Raw genomic sequence first — 13,364 nt, 5'->3', positions numbered from 1 at the left:
CCGGCTTCTAGAGACGGATAGGATCGAAGCTGTCCGTCCGCGCCATCGCCCAGTTCGCGCGATAGAACTCGCTGGCCGATGTACCGGCGACCAGCTCGCTGGGCTTGGCGAAATAATGAATCTGCGAGAACAGCTTGATCTCCGTCGAACCGGTCCGGCGCGCGAGATGATGCGGGCCCAGTTGATCGGGATGGTCGAGACCAGCCGAGGCGAGGATCTCGGCCAGCGCCTTCATCGTATGACGGTGATAGTTGAAAACCCTTGTCGCCTTGTCTGGAACGACAAGCGCGCGCTGCCGCAGATGGTCCTGCGTCGCAACTCCGGTCGGGCACCGATTGGTATGGCAACTCTGCGACTGGATGCAGCCAACCGCAAACATGAATGCGCGCGCCGCATTGACCCAGTCAGCACCGATGGCCAGTGTGCTCGCAATGTCGAAGGCGCTGACAATCTTCCCGGCAGCGCCGATCTTGATCCGGTCGCGAAGGCCTGTGCCGACCAGCGCGTTGTGAACGAAAAGCAGTCCATCGCGCATTGGCACACCGATATGGTCGGTAAACTCCACCGGGGCCGCGCCCGTACCGCCCTCCGCGCCGTCGACGACGATGAAATCCGGCAGGATGTCCGTTTCGAGCATCGCCTTGACGAGTCCCATGAACTCCCATGGGTGGCCGAGGCAGAGCTTGAAACCGACGGGTTTTCCGCCCGAAAGCTCCCGCAGCCGAGCAATGAAATGCATCATCTCGATGGGGGTACTGAAAGCCGAATGCCGCGCGGGAGAAATACATTCCTCGCCCGTCTCGACACCGCGCGTCAGCGCAATTTCAGCCGACACCTTGCCTTTGGGCAGGATCCCGCCATGGCCGGGCTTCGCGCCCTGGCTCAGCTTGATTTCGATCATCTTCACTTGCGGCGTCGTGGCCTGAGCGGCGAATTTCCCGGGATCGAAATGCCCATCCCTGGTGCGGCAACCGAAATAGCCGCTGCCGATTTCCCAGATGAGGTCGCCGCCGAATTCACGGTGGTAAGGGCTGATGCTTCCCTCGCCCGTGTCATGGGCGAAACCACCCGCTTTCGCACCCTTGTTCAGGGCACGGATCGCATTGGCGCTCAAGGCGCCGAAGCTCATCGCGGAAATATTGAAGACGGAAGCCGAATAAGGCTGCGTGCATTGCGGCCCGCCGATCGAGATACGGAAGCCCGACGGATCGACATTCAACGCCGGCTGCGCCGAATGCCCGATGAATTCATAACCGTCGCCATAAACGTCGAGCAGCGTTCCGAACGGCTTTTCGCTTACAACATCTTTCGCACGCTGATAGACGAGCGAGCGTTGCGCGCGCGAGTAGGGAAGTTTCTCGTCATCGCCCTCAAGGAGATATTGCCTTATCTCAGGCCTGATCTCTTCGACGAGATAGCGGATATTGCCGATGACGGGATAGTTGCGGCGGACCGCATGCCGCGCTTGCGAGATATCGACAATGCCGAGAAACGAAAGGAGCGCAGCACCAAGCGTAACGATCCAGAGCCCGTTCACCCCTGCGACGAAGGGTAATGTCAGCAGCATCACCGCCACACAAAGAGCAAAGACGATATATCGCGCAAAGAGGCTAGCCATCAGTCCACAACTTTCCGGAAGACCATGACCTTCGACAGAAAGGCCGGTGTTGAACCATCGAAAGCGAGTCCCGTGCGCGCGAAAAGCGCCGCGAAATCTTCGGCAAGATAGGAGCCGAAATAAGGCTCGTGAAAGCCGACGGGGAAGAATTCGAGAAGCCCGTCATAATCAGGCCGGTCGCCTGTCTGCAGCGCATCGACAATGACGGCGATGCCACCCGGCTTCAGCACACGGGCAATCTCCGCAGCCACGATCTTGCGAACCTTGGGCGGCAATTCGTGGAAAAGATAGATGCAGGTAACCGCATCCTGCGACGCGTCGGCCACCGGCATCTTTTCCGCATTGGCCTCCATGACCTCAACAGAACGCCGCCGCTTCAACCGCTTGCGCGCCTCTGCGACATAAGCGGGAGACAGTTCGAGCCCCGCCGCCTTGAGACGCGGATAATTCGCGGTCACGTCATCGAGAAACCGCCCCGTCCCGCAAGCGACGTCGAGGAGATGCAGCTTGCGCTGGTCGCGCCCCCTGAACGCATTGGCGAGCGGCACCAGCGCCTGACGGCGCATCGTGTCCGCCGTGCCGGTGAACAGCACCTCGACCTGCGTGTCATAGAGTTTCGCGGATTCGTCCGAGAACCAGCCGCCGGTCTGATAGTGGAAATTCTGGAGATAGTAGCGCGGATAGCGCTTGCGAAGCTCTGGCGTCAGCACTTCGGAATGGCGCCGCGACAAGCGCCGCTCATCCACCCTTCGCGCATCCTTGAAGAAACGAAGGCTGGCGCGAATGGCGGCTGACGGCGGAAGCAATCCGTCCGGCGCGCGATAAAGCCCCGCCGCAATGTTCTTCCAGTCGCGTTCGAAAAGCTCCCGCATCCCGGCGACAAGGGTCGGCCATTTCGGCACCTTGCCCTTGACGGATACCGGCTCCTCGCCCGGCGGCACCAGCGGCCCGCGCATGCGATTGAGCGCGATGTAATGGCCCGCATACCAGGCGACCCGCGCACCTTGCTGCACGCCATAGCCGATCCGGGACAAGGGCCCTGCCATCCGTCACTCCCTGCGGAAAATGCCGACCAGTTCAATATGGGGCGACCAGAGGAATTGGTCCACAGGGGTTACGCGCGTCAGGCGATAGCCGCCATCGATCAGCGTCCGGGCATCCCGCGCAAAGGTGGCCGGATTGCACGACACGCCGATGACGAGCGGCACGGCCGATTTCGCCAGTTGCTCGGCCTGCGCCGCGGCGCCCGCGCGGGGCGGATCGAAGACCACGGCGTCGGTCTTGAGCAGTTCGCTCGGCAGGATCGGACGGCGGAAAAGATCGCGCATCAGGATTTCGACGGGTTTGAGGCCGAGCGCCGGCCCCTGCTCGCGGAGCGCCCGGTCGAGCGCGCCGATTTGTGGCTTCTCGCTTTCGACGGCGAGCACCGAACTGTGCTTCGCCAGCGCAGCCGTGAATGTGCCGCAGCCCGCGAAGAGATCGGCGACGCGCTTTGCATCGCCCACCGCCTCGACCACAAGGCGAACAAGTGTCGCCTCGCCATCGGCCGTCGCCTGAAGAAAGCTTCCCGGCGGCGGTGCGACCTTGAGGCCCGAAAGCGTCACCACAGGCGCGCGGCGTTCGGAAATCATCTCGCCGTTCCAGACGAGCCGCGCGAGATCATGCGCCGATGTGCGCTTGGCAAGTTCCGCCCGCAGCGGCCCATCGACATCCTTGCCGCCGGTAACTGCCACATCGAGGCCGGTCTCGGTTGCCGTCACAGCGACCGAGGCGTGGCCCTTGCGCGAAAGTCCGGGCTCGACGAGATGGGCAAGGCCTTGCAACGCCGCCTCGATCTCAGGCACGACCAGCGGGCATTCCGTCAGCTGAATGATCGTGTGGCTGGATCGGCTGTAATATCCGAGCGTCACACCTTTCTTGGTGCGCGTCGCGGAAAAGGTCGCGCGGCGGCGGCTCTTCGGTGTGGCGGGAACGATCGGATCGACCTCAATCTCAATGCTGCGCGGGGCCAAGGCCGCCGCGACCTGTTCCCGTTTCCATTCGCCATAGGCCTTCGCCTCCACATGCTGGAGGGCGCAACCGCCGCATTGGCGGAAATGACGGCACGGTGCCGCAACCCGGCTCGCCGACGGTGTGACGATGCCGAGAAGCTCGGCCCTGCCCTCGCCTGTCGGGCGAATGCGCACACGCTCGCCGGGCAGCACGAAAGGCACGAAGACCTCGCCCGCGGGTGTCTCCGCAACGCCGTCGCCCAGATGCCCGAGCGAGGCAATAGTCACTTCAATTTCTGCAGTGCGAATATCGGTCACGTGTTCTTTCTGTCCAGAACGGCGGCGACAAGGAATTCCCTGTTGCCGTCGCCGCCCTCAATGGGGCTGTCGGTAACGCCCAGCACCCGCCAGCCCGGCAGGGCGGCGAGCCAGCCGGTCACGGTTTCGCAGGCTTCTGCGTGTAGCGCCACATCGCGCACGATACCACCTTTGCCGACCTTGCCCTTGCCGACTTCAAATTGCGGCTTGATGAGCGCAATGAGCCTCGCGCCCGGCGTGGCCAGCGCCAGTGCGGCGGGCAGCGCCTTGGTCAGGCTGATGAAGCTCACATCGGCGACGATGAGATCGACTTCATGCGAGAGATGCCCCACCGTCAGGTCCTTGGCATTGAGATTTTCAAGCGACGTGACACGCGGATCGGACGCAAGCTCGGCGGCAAGCTGACCATGGCCCACATCGACGGCCGTCACATGGCGCGCCCCATGAGCGAGAAGCACTTGCGTGAACCCGCCTGTCGAAGCGCCGATATCCAGACAGTCGAGCCCCACCGGATTGATGGCGAAATTCTTCAGCGCATGTTCGAGCTTCAACGCGCCACGCGAAACATAGAGATGCGCCGAGGGGTCGACATCTATCGTCACATGCTCGCCGACCATCTGCGCGCCCTTGGTGACGAGCTTTCCATCGACATGGATGAGAGCGCCTTCGATCGCAGCTCGGGCCTTGGCGCGCGATGGAAATATGCCGCGCTCGATCAGCATCTGATCGAGGCGCCTGCGTGGCTCGCTCATGATGTTCAGACGAGCTTCGGGGTGGCGGCCCGGATCGCCGCGAGTTCGGCGATCTCGTTCTGCAGGCCGAGCGCCGAAAGCGCCGTCTCGACGATGGAAGAGGCATTGAGGCCGGCGCGCTCATACATCTTTTCCGGCTTGTCCTGATCGATGAAGACATCCGGGAAGGCCATAGGCCGAACTTTCAGCCCGTGATCAAGAGCGCCCGACCGCGCGAGATAGTCGAGCACATGGCTGCCGAAGCCACCCACCGTGCCCTCCTCGACCGTGATGAGCACTTCATGCTCGCGGGCGAGCCGCGCCACCAGTGTCTCGTCGAGGGGTTTCGCAAAGCGCGCATCCGCCACCGTGGTCGAAAGGCCGAGTGCGGCGAGCTGTTCCGCCGCCTTCATCGCCTCGGCAAGCCTTGTGCCGAGCGAGAGGATCGCCACCTTCGTCCCCTCACGGACGATGCGGCCCTTGCCGATCTCGAGCGGCATTCCAATCGCCGGCATCTCGACGCCGACACCCTCGCCGCGCGGATAGCGGAAGGCGGAAGGCCGGTCGTCGATCTCAACCGCAGTCGCCACCATATGCTTCAGCTCCGCCTCGTCGGCAGGGGCCATGATGACGAAATCCGGCAGGCAACCGAGATAGGTGAGGTCGAAGGAGCCCGCATGGGTCGGCCCATCCGCACCCACAAGACCGGCGCGGTCGATGGCGAAACGCACCGGCAGTTTCTGGATCGCCACATCATGCACGACCTGGTCATAGGCGCGCTGCAGGAAGGTCGAATAGATGGCGCAGAAGGGCTTGAAGCCTTCCGTCGCAAGACCCGCCGCGAAGGTCACCGCATGCTGCTCGGCGATGCCGACGTCGAAAGTGCGCGTCGGGAAACGCTCGCCGAACATGTCGATGCCCGTGCCCGAAGGCATCGCCGCCGTGATGGCGACGATCTTGTCGTCCTTTTCGGCATGGGCGATCAGGCTTTCGCCGAAAACTTTGGTGTAGCTCGGCGCATTGGCGATGGCCTTTGCCTGCGCGCCGGTGATGACATCGAACTTCGACACGCCGTGATACTTGTCCTCGGCGGCTTCGGCAGGCGCATAGCCCTTGCCCTTCTGCGTCACGACATGAACGAGGATCGGCCCCTCGCCCGCATCGCGCGCATTCTTCAGCACGGGCAGCAGATGATCGAGATTGTGGCCGTCGATCGGCCCGACGTAATAGAGGCCCAGCTCCTCGAAGAGCGTGCCACCCGTCGCCATGCCCCGCGCAAACTCCTCGGCGCGTCGCGCGCTTTCCTCGATGCCCTTCGGAAAGAGCTTGGCGATCTGCTTGCCCAGATGACGCACGGAACGATAGGTGCTGCCGGAAATGAGCCGCGCGAGATAGGCGCTCATGCCGCCCACGGGCGGCGCAATCGACATGTCGTTGTCGTTGAGGATGATGATGAGCCGGCTGTCCATCGCGCCGGCATTGTTCATCGCCTCATAGGCCATGCCGGCCGACATGGCGCCATCGCCGATCACGGCAACGACATTGTTCTTCGCGCCCTTGAGGTCGCGTCCCACCGCCATGCCGAGACCCGCCGAAATGGAGGTCGAGGAATGGGCGGTACCGAAGGGGTCGTATTCGCTCTCCGCGCGCTTGGTGAAACCGGAGAGCCCGCCCGCCTGCCGCAGCGTACGAATGCGGCTCCGGCGACCGGTCAGGATCTTGTGCGGATAGGCCTGATGGCCCACGTCCCAGATCAGACGGTCGTCAGGCGTATTGAAGACGTAGTGGATCGCAACCGTTAGCTCGACCACGCCAAGGCCGGCACCCAGGTGCCCGCCTGTTTCGGAGACAGCGTCGATGGTCTCGGCACGTAGCTCGTCCGCCACCTGGCGCAGGTCGGATTCCGGCAGCGCGCGCAGATCGGCAGGACTGTTGATGCCGTCGAGAAGAGGCGTTTTGGAAATATTGCTCAAGTCTACCCTCGGCCGCAGCCGGTACCTTCCGGAACCCCCGGAAGCTCAGTTGCGGCGGTTTATAACGAACCGCGCCGCCTCACGCAAAAGGTCGGCCTTTTCATCAAATAAATCAAGGTGTTGGATCGCCTGATCCGACAGTAGCCGAGCCTGGTCCCGCGCACGGTCGAGCCCCAGGATCGAAACGAAGGTCGCCTTGCCCGCCTCCGCGTCCTTGCGGGCAGCCTTGCCCATGAGTTCGGCATCTCCCTCGGCGTCGAGAAGATCGTCGGCGATCTGGTAGGCAAGCCCGAGATCATGGGCATAGGCATGGAGCGCATGCAGCGCTTCCGGGGAAGCATGGCCAAGCACCCCGCCTGCCTCGCAGGCGAAGGCGATCAGCGCACCGGTCTTCAGCCGCTGCAGCCGGGTGATCGAGCCGATATCGAGGGTGACGCCCTCGCTCGCCAGATCGATCGTCTGGCCGCCCACCATGCCGTGCCCGCCCGCGGCCTCCGCGAGACGGCGGACGAGATCGAGACGAACCCGCGCATCCTCATGCGTATCCACGCCCGAAAGCAGCTCGAAGGCAAGCGTCAGCAGCGCATCGCCCGCCAGCACGGCGGTCGCCTCGTCGAACTTCCGGTGCACGGTCGGCTGTCCATGACGCAGATCGTCGTCGTCCATGCAGGGCAGATCGTCATGGATCAGCGAATAGATATGCACACATTCAATGGCGACTGCCGCCCTGAGCGCCGATTGACTGCCGACGCCGAAAAGCCGCGCACTTTCGCAAACGAGGAAGGGCCGGAAACGCTTGCCGCCCGAAAAAACCGCATAGCGCATCGCCTCGAAGAGCTGTCCTTCGGGACCGTCGGTACGCGGCAGGAACCGGTCGATGGCCTCCTCAACCTTGGCCACGACCTCGGCCATGGCCTCTTCAAAGCTCTGCGCGGCGTCTGAGCGGGTCATGCGGGCTTATTCAACGTCGAGCGGTTCGGTGCCAGTGGGCTCACCGCCTGCCGACAGCGTGATCTTCTCGACCTTGGCTTCCGCCGCCTTGAGCCGGGCCTCGCAATGGGCCTTCAGCGCCGTGCCGCGCTCGTAAAGCTCGATCGACTTTTCGAGCGGCGCTTCGCCGGATTCAAGCTGGCTCACGATCTTTTCGAGCTGCGCCAGCGCATCCTCGAAGCTCAGTTTTTCGATGTCGGATGCGGGAGCCGCCATGTCATTCTCCTTCGGTCAGGCCCCGAGTTGCAGCGCCCGCACATGGGCTCTGGTGCTCGAAGCCAGCGCAGCCAAGTCATACCCGCCCTCAAGCGTGGAAACAACGCGGCCGTTGCAGAACTTGTTGGCAAGCCGCACCAGCTCGGTCGTAACCCAGGCAAAGTCGTCTTCCGTGAGCCGCAGATTGGCAAGCGGATCGGCGGTATGCGCGTCGAAGCCCGCCGAGATCAGCAGGAATTCCGGCTGGAACATCTCCAGCGCAGGCAGGATCACATCGCTGAACGCCTCGCGAAACTCGGCGGAACCAGAGCCCGGCGGCAGCGTGCGGTTGAGGATGTTGCCGAGCCCATGTTCGCCCGCCCGGCCCGTACCCGGATAGAGCGGCCATTGATGCGTGGACGCATAAAAGAGGTTCGGGTCCGTCTCGAAGCAGGCCTGCGTGCCATTGCCGTGATGTACGTCGAAATCGACGACGGCGATGCGCGAGAGCCCATGCACATGCCGCGCATGAAGCGCGCCGATGGCGACGTTATTGAAAAAGCAGAAGCCCATCGCCCGGTCGGGTTCCGCATGGTGCCCCGGCGGGCGAATCGCGCAGAAGGCATTGCGCACCCGGCCCGACATCACCTCGTCCACGGCGAAGGTCACCGCGCCCGCGGCCCGAAGCGCCGCCTCGACAGAGCCCGGCGAAAGCATGGTGTCTGCATCGACGCGGCGAAAGCCTTGCTCGGGCGCGCCGTTCAGGATCGCCTCGACATAGATCGGCAGGTGGACACGTTCGATCGCCTCGACCGTCGCGCGCGGGGCCTCGACCCGATGGAGCAGCATGAACTCCTCCGCCTCCAGGACGCCGAGCACGGCCCGGAGCCTGTCGGGGCATTCGGGATGCTCTTCGGGTGTCTCGTGGGCGAGACAGGCTGAATGGCTGACGAGAAGAGTATCCATGAACAATCCGGAGCTTGAGACTTCGTATCCTAGCACCGGCGCGTGGCCAACGTCCCATCGCCCGCTCCGTCTTTTTTGTGACGATGCGCGGGAGGCGCGGTCAAAGGTCGCAGGACCCCTGGTTTCAACGCCTCGTTAATGCGCTGCCGATACCATTCCAAATGTCTGGACCGGCGAAATGAACGAGCGCGGTCCCTTGTCCGCGTAGCGTTGCATATTTGAGTAAGGGATCTCCATTAAGTGAGTAAGGTAACAATTATGTCCCGCTTCGAGCATCTGGCCTTCGTTCGTCTCAGCGACGCCGACCAACAAGCATTTGACGATATCAACGCCGTTCTTCCCAAGCATATCGAGCGCATCCTCGACGGCTTTTATGCTCATGTGAGCCGCGAGCCGGAACTCGCCAAACTGATCGGCGACCCCTCCAACATTCCCCGGCTCAAGGCTGCCCAGAGGCAGCATTGGGCTGGTCTTTTCAGGGGCGATTTCAGCGAGCAGTTCATCGCACAGGCCATCCGCATCGGCGAGGCGCATGAGCGCATCGGCCTGACGCCGCGCTGGTATATCGGCGCCTATGCCTATGTGATGTCTGAACTCGCGCCTGCGCTGACAAGCGAATATCGCTGGAAGCCGGCACGGCTCGCCGCCGCCATCGCAGCTATGTCGAAGGCCATCGCTCTCGACATGGAACTTGCGATCTCCGTCTATCTCGAAAAAGGTCAGGAACGCCGCCTGATGGACCTGCGTACCGTCGCGGCGGAGCTCAGCAGCGGCATTGGCGAGGCCGTCGAGCAGATGGCGCAGCGCGGCAACGAAGTGCGCGATGCAGCGGCGAAGATTACCGACGCGATGATCGCGGTCGAGGACCGCGCGAGCGCCGTCGCCTCGGCCTCGGAAGAAGCAACGACCAACGTGCAGGAAAGCGCGCGGGCCACGCGCGAACTCTCCGATGCGGTCAGAAACGTCGATCAGCGCGTCGGCCATTCCGCGATCATCGCACAGGAAGCCGTGGTCCGCGCCGAACGCGCGGCAGAAAGCATCGCCGCGCTTCACAGCGCCAGCGAAAATATCTCGGACACGGTGAAGCTCATCGCCGACATCGCGAGCCAGACCAATCTTCTGGCGCTCAACGCCACCATCGAGGCCGCCCGCGCGGGCGAAGCGGGACGCGGCTTCGCGGTCGTCGCCGCCGAGGTTAAGGCTCTCGCGAACCAGACCTCGCGCGCAACGGAAGGCATCACCAGTCAGGTGAACAGCATCCGCGAAGCAACCGGCCTCGCCATGAGCGCAATTGCCGATATCAACGAGACGATCGGCGAAATCAACGGCATTTCGATCGAGGTTTCCGCGACCGTGCAGCAGCAGACCGCCGCCGCCGCGCATATCTCGCACAATGTCGATGAAGCGGCGGCCGGCACACAGGACGTCTCGGCGAAGATCGTCGAAGTCGCGGGCCAGACGCGCACCGCCACCGAGCATTGCACCTATCTGCGCGATGTCTCGGGCGAGGTGAGCGAAGCTGCCCACCGCCTGCGCCAGAGCATGGAAACGATTCTCGAAGGTCTGACCAGCGGCACCCAGAACGCTGCCTGAGCAGCGTTAGACAAACGACGCGGTACCGCGCTGTCTAGATGGCGCGGTACCAGTCGACGCCCTTCTCGTTGCGTTCGACACTTGCCTTGCCTCGCCCCAGCAGGCAGTTGAGATGGGCGATGCTTTCGCCCGTCGCCATGAAGAAGACTTCCGGCCCGATCTTGCGCTTGAAGAGCGCCGGGAAAACGTCGATGACGCGCTTCGGCTCCGCAAGCAGATCATGGAGCCTCGAAAGCCCTTCCTCATGGCCGTCGATGAGTTGCGTCATGCGCGTATGGAGTCCGTAGAAGGGCTCGTTATGCGCGGGTAGAACCAGCAGATCGGCGGGAAGCGTCGCACGTATGCGATGGCAGCTTTCGAGCCAGTCCTCCAGCGGATTTTCGTAAGCCTCGGTCGGATGCACGCTGACATTCGACGAGATACGCGGCAGGACCTGATCGCCGGAGATCAGGATCTTCGCTTCCTCGCAATAAAGCGAGACATGTTCGGGCGCATGGCCGGAGCCGATGACGATCTGCCAGCGGCGTCCGCCGATGGTCATTTCGTCTCCAGCCTTCAGTCTGCGGAATATATCGGGCAGCGGCGACACGCGCTCGCCGAAACCGCCGAAGCGCTTGGAATAGCTTTCGAGCCCGCGCTCGCTGAAGCCCGCCGCACGGTAGAAGTCGAGCGCGGCCTTGGGTGCCTCGCGGCCTGTGTCGAGAACAAGGTTGCGGCACATCAGGAAATCGGTGCGCGACATATGGAGATCGATGCCCCATTCGCGCGTGAACCAGCCCGCAAGACCGACATGATCCGGATGAAGATGCGTGACGACGAGCCGCGTGATCGGCTTGCCCTTGAGGCCCGTCGCGAAGACCTGCCGCCAGAGATCCATGACCTCGTCGCTGGAGACGCCGGTGTCGACCACCGTCCAGCCGTCATCTTCCTCGAGCAGCCACAAGTTAATGTGGTCGAGCTGAAAAGGCAGCGGCATACGGACCCAATAAATCCCCGGGGCCGCTTCCATCGCTTCTCCGGGCGCAGGAATCCTCGACAACGGATAGCGCAAGGCGCTTTCGACCGGTTCGGTCAATGACACGTCTGACATATGAATTCTCCTTGCACCCGTGATAGGCGCGTCGGCGGGAGAGGTCAAACGCTGGCAATTATCCGCAGGCCGCCGCTGGGGAATCTCAGGCGCCGAGGCCCTCGGCATCGAGCGCGTAGAGCGTCTCCGCACCGGCTGTCGCGGGCGCAAGCAGGCCCTCCGCGAGCGGCAGCTGCTGGACTGCATAGAAGCGCGCCGTCGCAAGCCGCGCCGCGAGGAAAGCGTCGCCCTCGGCCTTCGCTGCCACGAGCGCGCCCAGCGCAAGGAAATGGCCGCCCGCCACCGTGCCGAAGAGGCGCAGATAGGGCGACGCGCCAGCAAGGCAATCATCGGTCGCAGATTTCAGCCGTGCGAGCATCCAGTCCGTCGCCTTGTCGAGCGTGTCGAGCCCCTGATCGAGCGCGGCGCCAATCAAAGCGAGGCATTCATGGTTCGCGCCCCGCGCCTTCGCCGCCGTCTCACGCATTTCGGCAATGAAGCCTTTCACCACCGCACCATTGCCGAGCGGCAGCTTGCGCGTCACAAGATCGATCGCCTGAATGCCATTGGTGCCTTCATAGATCGGCAGAATTCGGGCATCCCGATAATATTGCGCCGCGCCGGTTTCCTCGATGAAGCCCATGCCGCCATGGATCTGCACGCCGATGGAGGCGACCTCGCAGCCAATATCGGTGGAGAAGCTTTTCGCAATCGGCGTCAGCAGGTCGGCGCGGGCCTGGCCCTCGGCGCGCTCCGCCGGCGTTGCGCCATGATGCGCGCGGTCGATCGCCACCGCATTGGCGTAGCAGATGGAGCGCGAAGCTTCGGTCAGCGACTTCATGGTGAAAAGCATGCGCCGCACATCGGGATGCACGACGATAGGCTCCATCTCGCCCGGCGCGAGCGTCAAACCGATGGACCTGCCCTGCTTGCGTTCCGTCGCATAGGCCAGCGCATGCTGATAGGCGCGCTCCGCCACCGCGACACCCTGCGTGCCGACGAGAAGCCGCGCATTGTTCATCATTGTGAACATGCAGGCGAGGCCCTTGTTCTCCTGCCCGATCAGCGTTCCGATGGCGCCACCATTATCGCCATAGGACATGACGCAGGTGGGGCTGCCATGAATGCCGAGCTTCTCTTCGAGCCCGACGCATTTCGCATCGTTGCGCGCGCCCAGCGATCCATCCGCATGGACGAGGAATTTCGGCACGAGGAAAAGCGAAATGCCCTTCGTGCCCGCAGGCGCATCCGGCAGACGCGCGAGAACGAGATGGACGATGTTCTCGGCCATGTCGTGATCGCCATAGGTGATGAAGATCTTGGTGCCGGTGATGAGATAGGTGCCGTCGCCCTGCGGCACGGCCTTGGCCTTCAGCGCATTGAGATCCGAACCCGCCTGCGGTTCCGTGAGGTTCATCGTGCCGGTCCATTCGCCGGAGACGAGCTTGGGAAGATAGAGCCGCTTCTGCTCCTCCGTGCCATGCGCTGTCAGTGCCTCGACGGTGCCCTGGCTCAGGATCGGGCAAAGGCCGAAACCCATATTGGCGGCGTTCCACATCTCCTGCATGGCCGTGGAGAGCGCCAGCGGAAGCCCCTGTCCGCCGAATTCAGGCGAGGCTGCGAGGCTTCCCCAACCGCCGTCGACCCAGCGCGCATAGGCTTCGCGGAAGCCCTTCGCCGTCTTCACACCATCGGCTTCAAGCCGGGCACCTTCATGGTCGCCGGATTTGTTCAGAGGTGCCAGAACGTCGCCCGCGAGCTTCGCGCCCTCTTCAAGCACCGCCTCGATGAGATCGGGCGTCAATTCGGCGAAGTCGCCCTTCCCGGCGAGCGATCCGAGCCCCGCTACTTCCTGAAGCACAAAAGCCATGTCACGGACGGGGGCGCGATAAGTCATGGAAAATCCTCAAGCAAATATTG

The 13,364-nt window shown here is 63.2% G+C and carries 11 protein-coding genes; 1 reads left to right on the top strand and 10 read right to left on the bottom strand.

The window, feature by feature from the left end; genetic code table 11:
* Positions 1 to 7: 7 nt before the first annotated feature.
* From F2P47_RS10645 to F2P47_RS10610, 8 genes are read right to left on the bottom strand one after another with little or no spacing between them, the layout of a single operon-like run.
* Positions 8 to 1,618, bottom strand: coding sequence for an FMN-binding glutamate synthase family protein (locus F2P47_RS10645; RefSeq protein WP_204886623.1), 1,611 nt, complete (start codon positions 1,616 to 1,618; stop codon positions 8 to 10).
* Entirely contained in the window at positions 1,618 to 2,664 is a 1,047-nt protein-coding gene (locus F2P47_RS10640) for a class I SAM-dependent methyltransferase (RefSeq protein ID WP_152216331.1), read from the bottom strand. Before F2P47_RS10640 ends, F2P47_RS10645 begins: the two co-directional genes overlap by 1 nt.
* A 3-nt stretch (positions 2,665 to 2,667) precedes the next feature.
* Positions 2,668 to 3,927 carry a class I SAM-dependent RNA methyltransferase gene (locus F2P47_RS10635; RefSeq protein WP_246176838.1) on the bottom strand — a complete coding sequence of 420 codons (1,260 nt, stop codon included), beginning with the start codon at positions 3,925 to 3,927 and terminating at the stop codon, positions 2,668 to 2,670.
* Positions 3,924 to 4,679 (bottom strand): TlyA family RNA methyltransferase, encoded by a 756-nt coding sequence (locus F2P47_RS10630; protein ID WP_422561159.1) that lies wholly within the window; start codon positions 4,677 to 4,679, stop codon positions 3,924 to 3,926. Before F2P47_RS10630 ends, F2P47_RS10635 begins: the two co-directional genes overlap by 4 nt.
* Before the next feature lie 5 nt (positions 4,680 to 4,684).
* A complete protein-coding gene (gene dxs / locus F2P47_RS10625) occupies positions 4,685 to 6,631 on the bottom strand; it encodes a 1-deoxy-D-xylulose-5-phosphate synthase (RefSeq protein WP_152216329.1) in 1,947 nt (648 codons plus the stop codon).
* Positions 6,632 to 6,676: 45 nt separating this feature from the next.
* Positions 6,677 to 7,582, bottom strand: a complete 906-nt coding sequence (locus F2P47_RS10620) for a polyprenyl synthetase family protein (protein ID WP_152216328.1) — start codon at positions 7,580 to 7,582, stop codon at positions 6,677 to 6,679.
* 6 nt (positions 7,583 to 7,588) lie between these two features.
* Positions 7,589 to 7,837 carry an exodeoxyribonuclease VII small subunit gene (locus F2P47_RS10615; protein ID WP_152216327.1) on the bottom strand — a complete coding sequence of 83 codons (249 nt, stop codon included), beginning with the start codon at positions 7,835 to 7,837 and terminating at the stop codon, positions 7,589 to 7,591.
* Positions 7,838 to 7,852: 15 nt separating this feature from the next.
* Positions 7,853 to 8,782 carry a histone deacetylase family protein gene (locus tag F2P47_RS10610; protein WP_152216326.1) on the bottom strand — a complete coding sequence of 310 codons (930 nt, stop codon included), beginning with the start codon at positions 8,780 to 8,782 and terminating at the stop codon, positions 7,853 to 7,855.
* Between the two features lie 240 nt (positions 8,783 to 9,022).
* Here F2P47_RS10610 and F2P47_RS10605 point away from each other — a divergent pair, with 240 nt between their 5' ends.
* Positions 9,023 to 10,375: a globin-coupled sensor protein gene (locus tag F2P47_RS10605; RefSeq protein ID WP_204886621.1), complete on the top strand. Its 1,353-nt coding sequence runs from the start codon at positions 9,023 to 9,025 to the stop codon at positions 10,373 to 10,375.
* A gap of 34 nt (positions 10,376 to 10,409) precedes the next feature.
* Here F2P47_RS10605 and F2P47_RS10600 read toward each other — a convergent pair whose 3' ends face one another.
* Both F2P47_RS10600 and F2P47_RS10595 read right to left on the bottom strand, forming a co-directional pair.
* The gene (locus F2P47_RS10600) at positions 10,410 to 11,465 is read right to left on the bottom strand and encodes an MBL fold metallo-hydrolase (protein WP_152216325.1); all 1,056 of its coding nucleotides are present in this window, start codon (positions 11,463 to 11,465) and stop codon (positions 10,410 to 10,412) included.
* 85 nt (positions 11,466 to 11,550) lie between these two features.
* Positions 11,551 to 13,341: an acyl-CoA dehydrogenase gene (locus F2P47_RS10595; protein ID WP_152216324.1), complete on the bottom strand. Its 1,791-nt coding sequence runs from the start codon at positions 13,339 to 13,341 to the stop codon at positions 11,551 to 11,553.
* Positions 13,342 to 13,364: the final 23 nt, after the last annotated feature.

It is taken from the genome of Parvibaculum sedimenti (genome assembly GCF_009184905.1).
GTDB lineage: Bacteria > Pseudomonadota > Alphaproteobacteria > Parvibaculales > Parvibaculaceae > Parvibaculum > Parvibaculum sedimenti.
The sequence above is the reverse complement of the archived record's forward strand: the minus strand, read 5'-3'. Positions and strand labels throughout refer to the sequence as shown.